Source organism: Blautia schinkii (assembly GCF_013304825.1).
GTDB classification, from domain to species: Bacteria; Bacillota; Clostridia; order Lachnospirales; family Lachnospiraceae; genus Blautia_A; species Blautia_A schinkii_B.
This window is the reverse complement of sequence record NZ_JAAWUO010000029.1, coordinates 1-17,669: the sequence shown is the minus strand read 5'-3', so window position 1 is coordinate 17,669 and position 17,669 is coordinate 1. Positions and strand designations below refer to the sequence as shown.

Genomic DNA, 17,669 nt, shown 5'->3' with positions numbered 1-17,669 from the left:
AAGATTGTGGAGTAAGGAGGTGGCAGGCTATGACATGGCCTTTTGAGAATGATACCAGCGCTATTACAAAGAAGCTGGCAAAGAAAAGTTTGCAAAGCGAGAAGCGCCGGAATCTGATGGTGGTGATCGCTGTTGCGCTGGCGGCGTTTCTGATCTGCTTTACGGGAATTGTGTCTACTTCCCTGACACAAATGCAGCGCAATCAGGTTGTCGATACTTATGAGGCGGTTTGGATGGGCGTAGAGGAAAACGACATTGAAACCCTGAAAGGAGTGCCGGAGTTTGAGCGCGTGGGCGGCTACTATATGCTGGGTGAGGAACTTTCGGAACAGGGCTATCATGCGTCCTATGTGTATTGCGACGCGCAAATGATGGAGATTGCCAAGGCGCAAATGAATCTGTTAGAGGGCCGGGTTCCTGAAAAAGCAAATGAAGTTGTCGTAAGCGAATACTTTCTTTCCACCTATGGAAACAATGCCAAGATTGGGGACACTGTGACCTTAGACACCGAGAGCTTTCATGGTGATTATGTCGTTACCGGCATTATGGACAGCGTAAATGAAAAAGAAGCGAATACCTGCGCTATCATTCTTTCCAACGCTGCCCTGACAGGATGGAAAGGATTTGACCCGGCTGGCTATCGCGCCTATGCTCATTTCAAAAACAGCGTCAAGTTGGACGAAGAACTGATGACCTCTTATTGCAGGGAGATTGCAGAGGAATATCAGCTTTCCATGCCAAAAATGAACAGCAAGTATTTTGCTTATGCCTCTAAATCCTTTGATTTTGCACTAATGGCTGGCGTGATTGCCGTTGTTCTGATCGGCGGCTATATTGTGATCCAGAGTATCTTCCGTATCTCCATCAATGACAAAATCCAGAGCTACGGGCAGCTTCGGACGATTGGTGCAACGCCAAAGCAAATCAAGCGGATTGTAAAGCGGGAGGGACGCAAACTCGGCAGTATCGGGATTGTGATTGGTACAGTGTTGGGCATATGTGGCGGTTTTCTCCTGTTTTCTAAGGGCTTTAACGCTGTTTCCTATGTGGCAACGGTTATTTTGACACTCATAAGCAGTTGGATCATGGTATCTGTTTCCATCCGTAAGCCGGTAAAAATTGCGGCAGGGATTTCCCCGATTGAAGCCGTCCGTTTTACCCCAGCGCAAAAGAATATCCGCAGCCGGAAAAAGAATATCAAGCTCAATCCTGTTTCAATGGGAATTGCGAATTTTAAGCGTGACCGAAAAAAGACCGTTGCTATTGTAGCCTCATTGAGTTTGGGCGGAATTATTCTGCTTGTGGTATCCTCCATTGTTTTGCTGCGTTCTCCAGAGGCGCTTGCAAGACAGTTTTTCCCGGACGGCGACTATAAAATTTATTTGCATTCCGAAGTGGCAAGCGAAAAAGTTATGGCAGCGGGAAATCCATTGAATGAGGAATTAAAGCAGAAAATCTTATCTATTGATGGCGTTACAGATATAATTCCAAGCAGGCAATCTCTCCATGCAACTTATAAAACAGAGATTCATCAAGCTGGTGGTATGTGCGATATGCTGACCGACCAGAATTATGCGGCAGTTGAAGCGGCTCTGACAGAGGGAACCATGCCAACAGATTCCCGTAGTATTGTAATTGACTATAATGTGCTAAAGCAGAATGAGGATATGGGTGTTGGTTCAACGGTTGAGATTTCTTTGGGAGAAGAACAGCCATCCGTTTCTGTTACCATATCGGGGTTATACGCTCCTGCAAAGGTATATTCAGGACATGGCAGGATGCACTTAGATGGGGCAACTCTTTTTGCACCAGAAGCGTTGTTCCACGAACTGCACCCGGAAATCACCTCTTTTGACTATTCATGGAGCATTGTAAATGACGCTAAAAAAACGGACTATGTGGGAGCTGAATTGAAAAATATTGTTGCCAGCCATAGTAATATTGCCTTAGATGAAATCAATACAGTGATTGAATATGAAGAAATGACAAATTCTTTTGCGTTTGGCAGTATGGAGATACTTTCATGGTTGGTATTTCTCTTTGGCGTTATCAACCTTATCAATACGACACTCTCTAACCAGATAGCCCGAAAGCAGGAAAACAGTATTCTGCGTTCTATCGGCCTAACACAAAAACAGCTATGTAAAATGAACATCTGTGAGGGGCTGTGCTATGCGCTCTTTGCAACATTGGCGACGCTGATCGTTGGGCTTCCGGCTTCCATCTTTGCTTGCAGAAAAATGAGTATAGGAGCTTTTGCCGGAAATGTAGTGCCTTACAAATTCCCGGTTTTGGAAATGGGACTGTTCATTCTGGTATTGTTCGGAATGGAACTGATCTTGTCTGTATGGACAATCCGCAGACAGAAAAAGCAATCCCTGATTGAACAAATGCGGGCGATGGAATAACCGTATGGGATCGGCGGGGCGGCGTGTGCTGCCCCGCTTTTTTCGCCATTTCTCAAAAAATTTTTGAAATGTCCGAGCTTTGTAACAATTCAGCCTGTTTTTTTGTCGAAATCAAAGGCACCTCGGACATTTATAGTTCTTCCAAAAGTTTGATGATAATATTACCATTCATGGAAGAAGCAATCTGTTATTGCAATAATGCGAAATTGACGATAGAAAGTTTTTCATATCTCGGTCAGCTCAACAATTACATTACTCTGCTGATACAGCCAGTCCGTAAATTCTTTCGGGCTGGCCGTTCCTGTTTTTACAGCCTTTTTTCTCTGTAAGGCTTCTTTCTTAAAGTCGGAAAAGGAAGCCTGTATTTTTTCCAGACGGTCAGCCGGAAAGCCTGCGGTATTTTTTACCCGGTTTATTTTGTTGCGCCAGTTCTGGCATTCATTTTTATAAAGCAGGTCATAGTTATTTTCTCTTGACCTCTCGTCAAATTCCCGCTTGTTTTGAAGCGCCTGTGCTTTTCGGCACTTGTCGCTGCACAGCTCATACCGCTGGCTCTTTGCCAGAAAATATTTTCCACAGACCTTGCACCGCCGGAAGCAAAGCCCCCAGTCATTCAGCCTGTTCAGATAATAGGTAATCAACGGGTAGAGGGACGCATAGGCAGACACACATTCTTCTGTGCGCCGGTTGTCCGGGAACCAGAGGTCAAGCCGGGTATCTTCTGACGGTGCGCCTTTGAAATAAAGGCTGCCAGCTTGAAATTGTTTCGGTTTTCCTGTCTCCCTGTCAAAGCTCATGGTTTCGTTTTGGAATACCCCGGTCAGTCTGCTCATTTTATCCATGAAGCGGTCACAGGCAGCGTTACGGTCACGGGGTTCTCTGGCAAGCAGATAGCTGTTCCAGATACGGAACGCCACATACATTTTCAGAGGGTCGTTGCTAAGATATTTCTCCCAAAGAAATTCGCTTGCCGCCTGCTCCAGCTCCGGCTGTTTCCATCGGTTGGAGTGGAGAGCTTGCCGCAGCGGAGAAAGCCCGTATAAGTTCCAGTCTCTGTCCGTGTCACGCTCAAAGTTTATCAAAAAAGTTCCCAGTGGGCGTGTCATATCACAAAGCACCTCTGCGTTTTGGCTCCCGTTCAGACGGAAGCGGATCTGCTGTTCTTCCCCAATCAAAATCCGCTCTTTCATTTTCTTCCTGTCCAGCGTCAGGACAAACAAAATCCTCTCAAAACATGGCTCATGCCGTATAAACTGATTCTCCATCCCTATCCCCTGCCTTTGTTTATGGTAATTATATAATTCAGTTATATCCGTTACACTCATGGTATCGCAGAATCATTGTTTTGTCAAGGATAGTACGCTATGATGATTGCGGTTGGTAATTTCGTACCGCACAGTACCTTGACAAGTGAATGACCGTCCAAAAGGGATATGACCGGCAGGAGAAGTGACGCATTCGGCGCACCAATGCAGGGAAACACCGCAGGAATGGGGCAGGAAAACGGCTTTTGGGGAGAACGGCAACAGGAAGCATTTTAACCTATTTGATTTATGGGAGGAACAGAATGAACGATAAAAAGAGATTGAACAGCTACGAGGATTTACCGCTGGTTCTGGATGTGGCGGACATTCAGTGGATTATGGGAATTTCAAGAGCGAGCGCCTATGAGCTGGTACACACACCCGGCTTTCCAGCGTTCCGCAGGGGCAGACTTATCAAGGTCAGCAAAATTGCTTTCTTTGAATGGATGGCAAAAGGCTCCGAAACCGTACCGGGAAGCGACAAATAAGCGTGAGGTATCATTCCCTGACTTGCAATACTGCCGCACTTTCCAAAGGGGCATACAGAGGGAAAAAAACTTAAAAATGATACCGAGACGCTACATCAAAACAGCCTATCTGCGTACATCAGATAGAAACGGAGAAAGGAGCCGGTTATGGCAAGAATGAGTAACAAGCGGCGGTTGGAATGGTCTTTCTTCTTAAATGACCGCAGCCGTATCACTTACAACGAACTGTGCCGGAAATGCCAGCACGAATGTAAACAGAGCTTCCGGGCGGTTGTGGTTGACTGCCCGAAGTATCTTTCCAAGCGTTCCAAGAAAAAGGACAAGACTGCCGGAAACGGCAAAATCCCTTAGGAACTAAGGGCGCACTTCTATACATAGTCTAAAGACCATGTATCGTGCGTCCTGCGGAGCTTACCTCTGCCGCTGATAAAATCAGCAATCCGAGGTCTGCGTTCGCTTCGCTCCGACAAGGTGGCTACACCCCCTTGCGCCGCTAAAGCGGCTATCCCCTGTGTACTCGCCGCAAAGAGAAATCCGCTCTGCGGTTTTCCCTTTTCATCGGGTTTTATAGAAGCACTGACACACGGACTGTCTGCGGATGGTCTTTCTTTATCTTATCAGCAAAGGATGTGAGAACATGGAAAAATCTTTGGAACAGTTGAAGCAGGAATATGAAAAAACCACTGTCCTGCTGGAACAGGAAAAACGGAAAATGCAGCGTTTGAAAAACCGGCAGGCGTATCTGGAAAGCGGTTCCCGGAAACAGAGGACGCACCGGCTGATTACCCGTGGGGCAGCTATTGAGAGCATTGCACCACAGACAAAGGAGCTATCCGAAGCGGAATTTTATTCCCTCATGGAAAGCATTTTGAATCTGCCGCAGGCGGAGCATTTCATCCGGTCTGCCACAGAGAACCACGCCCGTATTTCCGGGCAGGAGAAAGGCGGTGACTAAGGATAGCACTTTATCATTTTTCAATCGCACAGATCAAGCGCAGCGCCGGTCAGAGCGCCATTGCCAGCGCAGCCTATCGAGCCGGGGAGCGTCTTTACAGCAGCTACTATGGAGAAGTCAGCGACTACACCAAAAAGGGCGGCGTGATCGCTTCGGAAATCATGCTGCCGCCCCATGCGCCGGAAATATATCTTGACCGGGCGACCCTCTGGAATGCTGTGGAGAACTGCGAGAAACATCCAAAAGCACAGCTTGCCTATTCCTTTGATATTGCCATGCAGAATGAATTGACGCTGGAAGAAAACATGGAGCTGGCGAGGAAGTTCGTACAGGAGCAGTTTGTGACAAAAGGCATGATTGCCGACCTTGCTTTTCACAGCCCGGAGAAAGAGGACAGCGGCATCCCTAACCCGCATTTTCATGTGATGACAACCATGCGCCCTTTGAACCCGGATGGCACATGGGGACAAAAACAGCGTCGGGAATATCTTCTTGATGAAGATGGAAACCGAATCCGGGATAAAAACGGCGATTATATGTTTAACGCTGTCCATACAACAGACTGGCATGAGCCGGAAACGCTGGAACACTGGCGGGAGCAGTGGGCGGCTGCCGTTAATACAAAATTTGAGGAAAAAGGGCTGGATGTGCGTATCGACCACCGTTCCTATGTGCGGCAGGGGCTTGACCTGATACCTACTGTCCACGAGGGAGCTAATGTCCGGCAGATGGAAGCAAAGGGCATCCGCACCGAGAAAGGGGAACTGAACCGCTGGATTAAAGCCACCAACCGGCTCATGCAGGATGTGAGGAAGAAGATCAAAGCCCTGTTTGTCTGGATGGCAGAGGTAAAAGAAGAACTTTCCAAACCGCAGACACCGAGCCTTGCCGACCTGTTGATCGCTTATTACAACCAGCGCAACGCAGGGGCATGGAGCAATAAAGCCAGAACCGGAAACTTAAAGCAGTTTGCCGAAGCCGTCAATTATCTGACGGAAAACAAGCTGCTCACATTAGAGGATTTGCAGGAGCGTCTTTCCTCTGTCAACGAAGAATTTGAAGCGTTAAGCGACTCCATGAAAAAGAAATCTGCCCGGATAAAGGAATTGCAGGAATTGATACGGGAGGGCGAGAATTACCAGCGGCTAAAACCTGTTCATACGGAATTGAACAATATCAAGTTTAAGAAACAGAGGGAGAAATTTGAAACATCCCACGATGCGGAGTTACGGCTGTTTTATGCCGCCCGCCGTATTTTGAAAGAAAAACTGGACGGAAAACCCATTGCCCTGAAAGCATGGAAACAGGAATACGCACAGTTAAAAACAGAGTATGCCGAACTGTCTCCGCAGCACAAGCCACTCCGGGAGGAAGTCATACGGCTACGGCAGGTGCAGAACGCCGTAGATACCGCACTGCGCCGGAGGGAGCAGCCACAGGCAGTACAGAGAAAGAAACATGAGATGGAGCTATGATATAATCGGCAGCTTTACCGCTACCAGTATTTTTATGGAGGGAGCATTTGAATGTATTTGAAGCGGTGAAACAGTCTGTTACCACTCGGCAGGCTGCTTCATTCTATGGAATCCGGGTGGGGAGAAACGGCATGGTCTGCTGTCCATTCCACAATGACCGCACGCCCAGCATGAAAGTGGACAGCCGCTTTTACTGCTTCGGCTGCGGGGCTTCCGGGGATGTGATCGACTTTGCCGCTTTGCTGCATGGATTGGGGAAACGGGAAGCTGCGGTCAGGCTTGCGGAGGACTTCGGCGTTTCCTATGAGAAATCCGGCAATGCGCCGCCAGATAGGAAGCGTCACAACAGGTCACAGCCCCGACAAAAATCAGCGGAGCAGAGATTTCAGGAAACGGAACGGTATTGTTTCCGGGTGCTATGCGATTATCTGCGCCTGCTGGAGCATTGGAAAACAGCACACGCCCCACAGCCGCAGGATGCCATCTGGCATCCTCTTTTTGTGGAAGCGTTGCAGAGGATAAGCTACACAGAATACCTTTTGGATATTTTGTTATACGGAGAAATAGAAGAAAAAGCGGCATTGATCGCCGCACAGGGAAAGGAGGTGTTGCGGCTTGAACAGCGAATTTCAGAGCTTGCCGCCGGAAACGCAGGAAGCGGTCAAAAGGACGATGGACACAATGGAACCGGCGCAGACACCGGCAGAAATCCGGGAAACATTAGAGGGGACGCAGAAAGGCGGCGTGAAGAACAGCATCCGAAACTGCCTGACGGTGTTCCAGCGTGACCCTCTGTTTCGCGGGGCGCTGCGCCTGAACCTTTTGACGGAGCAGATTGACATTGTGAAGCCGCTGGGCTGGGAGCGCACCAGTACCACGCTGACCGACATGGACATGAACTACCTGCTTTTGTATCTGGAAGAAAATTACGGGCTTACCAGCGAGAAAAAGGTGCAGAGCGCCATCAAGATTGTTGCCAATGAAAACCGCTACCATCCAGTCAGGGATTACCTGAACAGCCTGCAATGGGACGGCACAGAGCGCATCCGTTACGCCCTGCATCACTTTCTGGGAGCCGATACGGACGAATACACCTATGAAGCCTTGAAACTGTTCCTGATGGGAGCCATCCGGCGGGTATTCAGACCGGGGAGCAAGTTTGAGGTCATGCTCTGTCTGGTTGGTGGTCAGGGAGCCGGGAAATCTACCTTTTTCCGGCTGCTGGCAGGCAGGGACGAATGGTTTTCAGACGATTTGAAAAAGCTGGACGATGAAAATGTGTACCGCAAGCTGCAAGGGCATTGGATTATCGAGATGTCGGAGATGATTGCCACAGCCAACGCCAAGAGTATTGAGGAAATCAAGTCATTCTTAAGCCGCCAGAAAGAAACCTACAAAGTGCCGTATGAGACACATCCGGCAGACCGGCTGCGGCAATGTGTATTTGGAGGGACGACCAACCGGCAGGACTTTTTGCCCCGTGACCGCACCGGCAACCGGCGCTTTCTCCCCGTGACGGTGTACCCGGAACGGGCGGAGGTTCACATACTGGACGATGAAGCGGCGGCGAGGGCGTATATCGAACAGATGTGGGCGGAAGCCATGACGGTTTATCGCAGTGGGAAGTATAAGCTGTCATTCAGCATGGAAATGAACCGATACCTGAACGCCCACCAGCAGGACTTTATGCAGGAAGACACACAGGCCGGCATGATCTACGCCTATTTGGAGGACTACACCGGCGACAGGGTATGTTCCAAGCAGCTTTATGAGGAAGCGCTGGGGAACTTAAATTCCCCGGCAGACTGGGAGACACGGGCAATCTGCGAGATTATGAATACCGGCATTGCGGGCGGCATCATACAGGGCTGGGTAGCCTACAAAAGCCCGAAGCGGTATAAGAAATACGGTTCTCAAAAAGGCTGGGAGCGTGTCAACCAAGCTCCGCCGGAGGGGGACGGTTTTCAGGAAATCACGGAAGAAGAAGCCCGGCAAATGGAACTTCCATTCTGAAAAGCCACCGGTTGACAGTTTGGTTGACGCTTTGGTTGACAGCCGGTTGACGGGGAAAAGCCTGATATTTGGGGCATTTCTCTCCTTTGTCAACCATGTCAACCAAGAAATCAAAGAAAAAGTAAAAAGTAATAATAGAGCGCCTATGGATTGTTTTCAAAGTCTTTTCTGCCGGTTGACACGGTTTGGTTGACACGGAGACAGTCTGCGGCTGTACACCTGTCTGACATTCCCTTGTCGGGCATATTTCATTTATGGAGGTAACTGCCTATGGCAAAAAGCAAAAACGAGAGCAATAACAAAAACAGCGGCACCCTGCTTACCGAAAAAGACGGCACCCAGTATTTTGTCATGGGGAAAGTCCGTATCAAGGTATCGGAGCATTTCGCACAGGATGGGAAGCCGCTTGACAGCCTGCTGGAAGATGTGATCCAGCACGCTGCCGCCGCTTCCTGAAAAAATACGGAATAACGACTGTCAATCAGCCCACGCTTATGATATACTTGTACCAGCGAGTATTGTATAAGCGTGGGTTGTTTCTTTTAGAAGGAGGATTTTTAACCGTGAAACAACCATACAATACAACGATTTATAACACTGCACTATATTTGAGATTGAGCCGTGACGATGAATTACAGGGGGAAAGCGGCAGTATCCAGACCCAGCGCATGATGCTTAGACAGTATGCCGCAGAGCATGGGCTGACCGTTGTAGACGAGTACATTGACGACGGATGGAGTGGGACAAATTTCGAGCGTCCAAGTTTCCAAAGGATGATTGATGACATCGAAGACGGGAAAATCAACTGCGTTGTCACAAAGGACTTATCCCGTCTGGGAAGAAACTATATCCTGACCGGTCAGTACACGGAAATCTATTTCCCCAGCAAGGGAGTACGCTACATTGCCATCAATGACAATGTGGACACCATCAACGGAGAAAGCGAGCTTGCACCGTTCTTAAACATCCTGAATGAAATGCACGCCCGACAGACCAGCAAAAAGGTCAAGGCTGCCATGCACACAAGATTTGCCAATGGCGCACACTATGGAGCCTATGCACCGCTGGGCTATGTAAAAGACCCGGACAAAAAAGGTCATCTTCTGATCGACCCGGAAACACGCTGGATTGTAGAGAAGATTTTTGACCTTGCTGTACACGGGCGTGGAGCCGCCAGCATTACACGGATTCTGGTGGAGGAAAAAGTACCTACCCCCGGCTGGCTGAACTATGAAAGATACGGGACTTTCGCCAATATCTACGCCGGTGCGCCCGCAGAAAAAGCCTATGCGTGGACGATTGCACAGGTCAAGAGCATTTTGAAAGAGGAAACCTACATCGGTCACAGCGTTCACAACAAGCAGAGCAACATTTCATTCAAGAACAAGAAAAAGGTGCGGAAGCCGCAGGAAGAATGGTATCGTGTGGAAAATACCCACGAAGCCATCATTTCCGAAGAAGTGTTCCAAAAAGTTCAAGAGCTGATTGCAAGCAGACGCAGGAAACGCAGAAACGGTACGACACAGATTTTCGCAGGATTGATAAAATGTGCAGACTGCGGATGGTCTTTAGCCTATGGGGAAAACAAGCAGAACAAAAACCCATACGGGTACTACCATTGCAGCAAGAACGGACAGGGATTACGCCAGTGTTCCATGCACTATATCCGCTATGATGTACTGTATGCCTATGTGCTTGCAAGACTGCAATACTGGTCTATGCTGGCACAGAAAGATGAGGACAAGCTGCTGAAACGGCTGCTCAATGTCAGCGACAGGGAAAGGAACTCTGCGAAGAAAAAGCAGGCTGCGGAGCTGAAAAAGGCAGAGAAGCGTAAAGCCGAGGTTGACGGGCTGTTTGCTAAAATGTATGAGGACTGGTCTGCCGGACGCATAACCGAGTATAACTTCAATATGCTGTCCGAGAAGTACCAGAACGAGCAAAAGGAGCTTGAAACAAAAATAAGACAGCTTCACGAAATGATGGAAGCCGCCGTACAGACCGCAGCGGATGCTGAAAAGTGGATTGCCCTAATGAAACAGTATGTCAACCCTGTGGAGCTGACCGCCGAACTTCTGAACACTCTAATTGAAAAAATAACCGTCCACGAAGCTGTCAAGGGCGAGGATGGAAGCCGTGAGCAGGAAGTAGAAATCTACTACCGCTTCATCGGCAAAATCGACTGACCTTTCTTTTTTTACCCAACAATATCTTTAATTAAGGGAAACGGGAATAAATATGCCAGATCTCAGTGTACTTGTTCAACTTGCTGAATATTACGATGTTGAGATGAGAGAGCTCCTGGATGGAGAAAGGAGCCAGACTATGAATAAAGATATGAAAGAAACACTGGACAAAGTTGCGGTGTATGAAGAATGGGTGAAACAAAAAGCATTAAAGGCTGGAAATCTTGCATTTGCATCAATGTTTGTGATTGGTGTGTTAGCGATTATTATTCAGATGCTATTAATGGTGGATACTCGTTTGGTTTTGGGAGAGATAGTAACTGTCTTAGTAGGAGGAATCCTATATGTAGCTATTATGGTGTATAATGGAATATGGGATAAATGCCTGCCAAAAAGTGCTGCTATATGGCGAAATTTTCTCACCAGTGTAATATGTGCAGGAATTTTTACAGTCATCTATGGTATATGTTTATTTAGAATGGGAGCTACAGAAACACAGATAACACGATTGGCATTGGGATTTCTGATAGGTATTACTATTGTGTCATTTATTATTCTTAGGACCTTAGCATTTATTAATCGAAAAAGAAATCAGAATTCACCAAATGTTCAGGAGAGAAAAGAAACTTCCCAATCTAAGACAGAATGGACAAAGATTTATAATGCACAGAATATAGTAGAGACAGAACAGCTCGTAGAAATGTTAAAGCAAAGTGAAATAGAAGCTTTTTCCCAGGAAGCAGGTGCGAATGTTGCAATGCATGGAGCACCTGGATTTGGAATATATGGTGTGAATATATTCGTGAAAACCGATGATGCAGAGAAAGCAGTACAGCTGATCAAGGAGATTAATAACCAAGAGAATGAAGAAATTTTTTGACATTGTCACATATGCGTGCTAATATGATTATAGAAAAAGTGTGCTGCCGATAGACGGTTAGTCCACATACTTAATTGATTGAAAATAACCGTTCACTTCACGCTGGAGCGGTTATTTTTTTGTCTTGTTATTATCTTTGCCGAATACCTTTGAGTAACGAAGGAGTGAGATATATGGAGCAATTATTGATTGTTGAAGATGATATTGGTTTGAATCAAGGTTTATGCAAAGCACTGAAAGTAGATGATCGGAAGGTTATTTCCTGCAAAGACCTGAAAACGGCGAAGGAGCAGCTGCTTTGCGGCGGTGTATCCCTGATCCTGTTAGATATCAATCTGCCGGATGGCAGTGGGCTTGAATTGCTACGGGAGGTCAAGGAAACCACACCCGGGATTCCTGTTATTCTGCTGACTGCCAATGATACCGATCTGGACATCGTGGACGGACTGGAGAGGGGCGCTGATGATTACATTACCAAGCCCTTTTCTCTTTCGGTTTTGCGGGCAAGGGTGAATACCCAACTGCGAAAGCAAACGTCAAGCCATAAAAATGCACCGATCCATATTGATCTTTTTCACTTTGACTTTGAAGCAATGACCTTTTATGTGGGAGATTCAAAAGTGGAATTGAGTAAAACAGAACAAAAATTACTGCGTCTGCTTGTTGAAAATCGTGGTCGAACCATGACCCGTGGAGACCTTGTAGACAGGATCTGGACAGATGGTGCTGAATATGTGGATGAAAATGCTTTGTCCGTTACGATCAAGCGACTGAGGGATAAGCTTGGCGCACAGAAATACATTAAAACCGTCTATGGAATCGGTTATAGCTGGGTGACAAAAGATGAATAAAACCGGCATTGTGATCATACTGCTGTGTTTTCTGGCGGCGGCAGCTGTTGTGTTATGGGAGCGGAGGAAGGTCAGAAAAACGATGGAAGAAATCGAAAGGATGCTGGACGCTGCCATGACCGGCTCCTTTTCTGAAACCAATTTTGATGAAAGCCAGCTGTCTGCATTGGAAACGAAGTTTGCGCACTATCTTTCCGCAGCAGAAGCATCTTCTCAAAATATAGCGCAGGAAAAAGACAAAATCAAAACCTTGATTGCGGACATTTCCCACCAGACGAAAACGCCGATTGCAAATCTGCTGTTATACAGCGAGCTTTTGATGGAGGAAACTCTGCCTGCATCGGCGAAGGCAAATGTGGAGGCGCTGTACAAACAATTGGAAAAGCTGCGATTTTTGATCGATTCTCTCGTAAAGCTTTCCAGACTGGAAAATGGGATCATTTCACTCACCCCTCAGCAATCAGCGCTACAGCCGCTGCTTGAAAGCGTAGTAGAACAATATGCCGCCAAGGCTTCTGAAAAAGGATTGTCTTTGCGACTGCAAGATACCGATGCTTTTGCTGTATTCGACTTCAAATGGACAGCGGAAGCGCTGGCGAATATCGTAGACAATGCCATCAAATATACAGAGCATGGCACAATCAGGATTTCTGCCGTAAGTTACGAAATGTTTGCAAGGATCGATATATCGGATACCGGTTCAGGCATACCGGAAACTGAGCAAGCGAAGATATTTGCTCGTTTTTACCGCTCAAAGGCGGTTCAGGAGCAGGAAGGGGTCGGCATCGGCTTATACCTTGCCCGACAGATCATATCCGGCGAGGGAGGTTATATCAAGATTGCTTCCGTTCCGGGAAAAGGAAGTACGTTTTCCATATTTCTGCCGAAATAACAACAATTCTATCAAAACTGTTAGATTTCATTTTCCGCCGGAAAGAATGTGGAAAGAATCCTATGCGATAATCTGTATGTATCAAAGGATCATTTCCTTTCATACATACAGATTTTTTCATGGAGGTACTCATTTATGGATGTTTTACAGGCAAAAGACCTGAAAAAGATTTATGGCTCCGGTAATAACGCAGTTCATGCGTTGGATGGAGTTGATTTAAGTGTGAAGAAGGGAGAGTTTGTTGCAATTGTCGGCACATCCGGATCCGGAAAATCCACGCTGTTGCATATGCTGGGCGGGCTGGATCGCCCTACAAGCGGCACTGTCATAGTGGATGGACAGGATATTTTCTCCCTGAAGGAGGAAGCGCTGACCATCTTCCGCCGCAGGAAAATCGGCTTTGTATTTCAGAGCTACAATCTTGTTCCGGTGCTGAATGTATATGAAAATATCATTCTACCCACTGAACTGGATGGCGGAAAGGTAAACAAGGCTTTTGTGCAGCAGATCGTGCAGACGCTTGGACTGAGCGACCGTCTAGATGCCCTGCCCAATCAGCTCTCAGGCGGTCAACAGCAGCGGGTAGCCATTGCCCGTGCACTGGCAGCGGCACCCGCTATCATTCTGGCAGATGAACCCACCGGCAATCTGGATTCCAAAACCAGCCAGGATGTATTGAGCCTTTTGAAAGTCACCAGTCAAAAGTTCGCCCAGACAATCGTAATGATCACTCACAACGAAGAAATTGCGCAGATGGCAGACCGCATTATCCGTATCGAAGATGGTCGGATCGTCTCCCAGAACTAACGGGAGGTGGCTACGATGAATGTCAAAAACAGAAAATGTATTCGAAAGCTCAGCTTAAAATCCCTTTATGCGAACCGTCGCCGCAATCTGATCGCCATTTTTGCCATTGCGCTGACAACGATGCTATTTACGTCCATGTTCACCATTGTCTTGTCGTTGAACGCCAGTTATGAAACCTACCAGTTTCGGCAGGTAGGTGGCTATGCACACGGTACCTTTAAAGATGTTTCCCCCGAGCAGGCGGAACGTATCGCTGCTCATCCAAAGGTGAAGGCTGCGGGGGCACGGAAGGTGATCGGCATCACTGTGGATGGTGTCTTTTCCAAAACGCCTGCAGAGATCAGCTACATGGATGCCAACTGCACCAAATGGAGCTATGCCACCCCTACTACCGGGCGGATGCCCGAAAGCGGCAAAGAAGTAGCCATGGATACAGCAGCGTTGCAGCTGCTTGGCGTAACGCCGGAGCTGGGCGCCGAGGTCACGGTTTCCTATTCCATCACGGACAAGGATCAAACCGCCTTTACTGTAACAGATACCTTTACGCTGGTGGGCTATTGGGAATATGATGAACTAATGCCTGTTCACTACATCAACATCAGCCGTGATTACGCAGATGACATCGAAGCGCAGGCAGTGAAAACAGGGTTACAGCCTTTCCGCACCGATTTGAATGTCATGCTGGCCTCCAGCACAAATATTCAAGGGCAGATGGAGCAGGTGGATACCGATCTTGGCTACACATGGGACAGCTATACCGATCCCAACAGCGTCCGGATCGGCGTCAACTGGGGATATACCTCATCCCAGCTGGAGTCACAGCTCGATCCAGAGCTGATGATCGCCATAGCAGCTTTTTTGCTGCTGGTGATTTTCACGGGGTATCTTATCATCTATAACATTTTTCAGATCTCTGTTGTAGGGGATATCCGGTTTTACGGACTTCTGAAAACCATTGGCACAACGCCCCGGCAGCTCAAACGTATCATTCGCCAGCAGGCACTTCTACTTTGTCTGATCGGCATTCCGGCAGGACTGTTGCTGGGCTACGGCATCGGCGCTGTTCTGGTACCTGTTGTCTTGCGCTCCACCCAGTTGGATGCAGGCATCACCACCATCAGCACATCGCCTGTGATCTTCCTTGGTTCTATGCTGTTCGCCTTGTTGACGGTGCTCTTGTCCTGTTCCAAGCCCGGAAAAATGGCAGCTAAGGTCTCTCCGGTGGAGGCTACCAAATATACGGATGCAATGCAGACCAAGAAAAAACAGCGCAGCACCCGGGGAGCCAAGCTCCATCAGATGGCCTTTGCCAATCTGGGACGAAACAAGAAAAAGACGGTGCTGGTGGTGGTGTCTCTGGCACTGTCGGTGACGCTGTTCAATGCACTGTGTGCCTTTGTGGGCGGCTTCAGCATGGAGAAGTATGTATCCTTCATGACCTGCGCCGATTTTATCGTCAGCACGCCCGACTATTTCCGTTACAACCCGGCAGATGAATTCATCACGCCGGAACAGATCGAAGAGATCGCAGCAAACACAAAGTCCAGTCTTTCCGGCACGGGATATGCTGTGCGAAAACCCGTATATCTTTGGATGACGGAGGATGCTCTGCGGCAGGACTATGCAAGGTACGAAAGTGCTGAGCAGTTGGACAGCCATATGAGCCGCATGGAGCACCGGGGCGATATGGTGATGGGAGATACCAGAATCGAGGCTCTGGATAACAGCCTGTTTGACAAGCTGCAAGTGTTCGACGGAGATATTTCTCCTATGCTGGAGCCAAACAATAACGCTATTGCCATTGCGGTTTCTTTGGATGATTACGGCAATCTGCTCAATCCTGAATACTACCCCAAGGTGGGGGACACGATTACCGCTACCTATGCGGATGATGTGAAATATATCGACAGCCGCACCGGGGAACTCCGCACCGAAGATACACCGGAGGAGTACTTTCAGGCAAAATTGTATGGAGCCAGAGATGTAGAGTACACGGTCTGCGCCTTGGTAGAACTTCCGAATTCCATGAGTTATCGTTATGGCGGTATTGGATATGACGCAGTTTTGCCTGTGGACACCGCACAGAGGGACAGCGGTGGTGCAGTCGTTCCGATGCTCTACCTGTTCGACACAGCGGACGAAGCTGACGAGGCCGAAGCAGAGCAATATCTGTCAAAGCTCACGGCCGGTGAGTTTTCGCCCTTGATGTATGAAAGCAAAGCCACGGTTCGCTCTGAGTTTGCTCAGTTCCGGCAGATGTTCCTTCTGGTAGGTGGTATCCTCTGTGCTATCATTGGGCTGGTGGGACTTTTAAATTTCTTCAACGCCATGATGACCGGTATTCTTTCCCGCCGCCGGGAGTTTGCTGTACTTCAGGCTGTAGGAATGACGCCCCGACAGCTCAAAACCATGCTGATCTACGAGGGGTTGTTTTACGCAATGTCTTCCGTATCGGTGGCCTTTGTGCTTTCACTGGCGGTGGGACCTCTTGCGGGGAAAATGCTGGGCAGTATGTTCTGGTTCTTTGAGTATCGGTTCACCGTTCTGCCTGTCCTGCTGACAATTCCGGTATTTCTTCTGCTTGGGTGGCTGATTCCCTGCATGATGTATGATAACGCAGCGAAATGCAGCATTGTAGATCAGTTAAGGGATGCTCAATAATTGTTAAGCCAAAATTAGCCCTCTGTCAATGAAAAGGCTGAGGGCTGGAATTCAAATAATAATCAAAGTGACCATTACACTGGCCAGCGGCAAGAAACAGGTCATTTCCGTTACTGTGCAGAAAACAACGGTAAGAACAACAAAGATCACCGGACTGAAATCAAGCGTGACTGTTGCAAGGAATAAAAAAACTTACGCTGAAACCAGTCATCAGCCAGATTACTTCCCAGGAGAAGGTTACCTACAGTTCTTCGAATAAGAAGAGCGTGACGCTAAATTCCAAGAGCGTGATCACCGGAAAGAAAAAGGGAACAGCCTATATCACAGTGAAATCTGGAAAGATCCGTAAAAAAGTAAAAGTAGTTGTTAAATAAAAATGATTCAAGCAGGAGCTGCCTTTCATGAATACACATGGAATGGCAGCTCCTTTTTTCATTTTTTGCATGTAGTTTTATTTGCAGAAGTAGATTACGATATTAATAGTTGACCAAGAGAGAAGAATGTTTAGATAATATGTTATAGTGATAATGGAATTATGGTAACAAAAAAAATTATAAAAAAAGTGCAACCAAACAGAAAAAAATACGTTCTATATAATAGAAAACATTAATATGGCATACTGCAAATAACCTATCTGCATAAAAACACTAATATACAGGGGAGAAATGTGATATGGAAGATATACATATTATAAACTATAAATGAGCAAGTTCGTGATTTTGCATAAAAGAAAGACACCTCGATTCCGT

General features: G+C 47.5%; 16 protein-coding genes. 15 read left to right on the top strand and 1 reads right to left on the bottom strand.

Features of this window, described 5'->3' with window-relative positions:
• Positions 1 to 29: 29 nt before the first annotated feature.
• Positions 30 to 2,408 carry an ABC transporter permease gene (locus tag HFM85_RS15620; protein WP_118050870.1) on the top strand — a complete coding sequence of 793 codons (2,379 nt, stop codon included), beginning with the start codon at positions 30 to 32 and terminating at the stop codon, positions 2,406 to 2,408.
• Between the two features lie 224 nt (positions 2,409 to 2,632).
• Here the strand turns inward: HFM85_RS15620 and HFM85_RS15615 are convergent, their stop codons facing one another.
• Positions 2,633 to 3,673: a DUF6076 domain-containing protein gene (locus HFM85_RS15615; protein WP_008816376.1), complete on the bottom strand. Its 1,041-nt coding sequence runs from the start codon at positions 3,671 to 3,673 to the stop codon at positions 2,633 to 2,635.
• 302 nt (positions 3,674 to 3,975) lie between these two features.
• Between HFM85_RS15615 and HFM85_RS15610 the strand changes: the two genes are divergently transcribed.
• The 14 genes from HFM85_RS15610 to HFM85_RS15545 all read left to right on the top strand — a co-directional run bounded on the left by HFM85_RS15610 (position 3,976) and on the right by HFM85_RS15545 (position 17,294).
• Positions 3,976 to 4,200 (top strand): helix-turn-helix domain-containing protein, encoded by a 225-nt coding sequence (locus HFM85_RS15610; RefSeq protein WP_024726897.1) that lies wholly within the window; start codon positions 3,976 to 3,978, stop codon positions 4,198 to 4,200.
• Between the two features lie 147 nt (positions 4,201 to 4,347).
• On the top strand, positions 4,348 to 4,551 hold the full coding sequence (locus HFM85_RS15605) for a hypothetical protein (RefSeq protein WP_004614949.1): 204 nt from the start codon (positions 4,348 to 4,350) through the stop codon (positions 4,549 to 4,551).
• A gap of 286 nt (positions 4,552 to 4,837) precedes the next feature.
• Positions 4,838 to 5,155 (top strand): DUF3847 domain-containing protein, encoded by a 318-nt coding sequence (locus HFM85_RS15600; protein ID WP_008816380.1) that lies wholly within the window; start codon positions 4,838 to 4,840, stop codon positions 5,153 to 5,155.
• Between the two features lie 2 nt (positions 5,156 to 5,157).
• Positions 5,158 to 6,630 (top strand): MobQ family relaxase, encoded by a 1,473-nt coding sequence (gene mobQ, locus HFM85_RS15595; protein ID WP_173739147.1) that lies wholly within the window; start codon positions 5,158 to 5,160, stop codon positions 6,628 to 6,630.
• 47 nt (positions 6,631 to 6,677) lie between these two features.
• Entirely contained in the window at positions 6,678 to 7,418 is a 741-nt protein-coding gene (locus tag HFM85_RS15590; RefSeq protein WP_014079457.1) for a CHC2 zinc finger domain-containing protein, read from the top strand.
• Complete coding sequence (locus HFM85_RS15585; RefSeq protein ID WP_009321442.1) at positions 7,303 to 8,643, top strand: virulence-associated E family protein; 1,341 nt, start codon at positions 7,303 to 7,305, stop codon at positions 8,641 to 8,643. Before HFM85_RS15590 ends, HFM85_RS15585 begins: the two co-directional genes overlap by 116 nt.
• A 270-nt stretch (positions 8,644 to 8,913) precedes the next feature.
• Complete coding sequence (locus tag HFM85_RS15580) at positions 8,914 to 9,099, top strand: hypothetical protein (RefSeq protein WP_004849804.1); 186 nt, start codon at positions 8,914 to 8,916, stop codon at positions 9,097 to 9,099.
• Positions 9,100 to 9,206: 107 nt separating this feature from the next.
• Positions 9,207 to 10,829, top strand: a complete 1,623-nt coding sequence (locus HFM85_RS15575; protein WP_071431012.1) for a recombinase family protein — start codon at positions 9,207 to 9,209, stop codon at positions 10,827 to 10,829.
• A gap of 52 nt (positions 10,830 to 10,881) precedes the next feature.
• Complete coding sequence (locus tag HFM85_RS15570; protein ID WP_243873911.1) at positions 10,882 to 11,709, top strand: putative signal transducing protein; 828 nt, start codon at positions 10,882 to 10,884, stop codon at positions 11,707 to 11,709.
• Positions 11,710 to 11,882: 173 nt separating this feature from the next.
• On the top strand, positions 11,883 to 12,560 hold the full coding sequence (locus HFM85_RS15565; RefSeq protein ID WP_055053976.1) for a response regulator transcription factor: 678 nt from the start codon (positions 11,883 to 11,885) through the stop codon (positions 12,558 to 12,560).
• Positions 12,553 to 13,452: a sensor histidine kinase gene (locus HFM85_RS15560; protein ID WP_173739144.1), complete on the top strand. Its 900-nt coding sequence runs from the start codon at positions 12,553 to 12,555 to the stop codon at positions 13,450 to 13,452. The genes HFM85_RS15565 and HFM85_RS15560 overlap by 8 nt, the downstream gene beginning before the upstream one ends.
• A gap of 135 nt (positions 13,453 to 13,587) precedes the next feature.
• Positions 13,588 to 14,259 (top strand): ABC transporter ATP-binding protein, encoded by a 672-nt coding sequence (locus HFM85_RS15555; RefSeq protein WP_173739143.1) that lies wholly within the window; start codon positions 13,588 to 13,590, stop codon positions 14,257 to 14,259.
• A 15-nt stretch (positions 14,260 to 14,274) separates the two neighbouring features.
• Positions 14,275 to 16,920, top strand: coding sequence for an ABC transporter permease (locus HFM85_RS15550; protein WP_173739142.1), 2,646 nt, complete (start codon positions 14,275 to 14,277; stop codon positions 16,918 to 16,920).
• A gap of 173 nt (positions 16,921 to 17,093) precedes the next feature.
• The gene (locus tag HFM85_RS15545) at positions 17,094 to 17,294 is read left to right on the top strand and encodes an Ig-like domain-containing protein (protein WP_243873910.1); all 201 of its coding nucleotides are present in this window, start codon (positions 17,094 to 17,096) and stop codon (positions 17,292 to 17,294) included.
• The last annotated feature ends 375 nt before the right edge of the window (positions 17,295 to 17,669 follow it).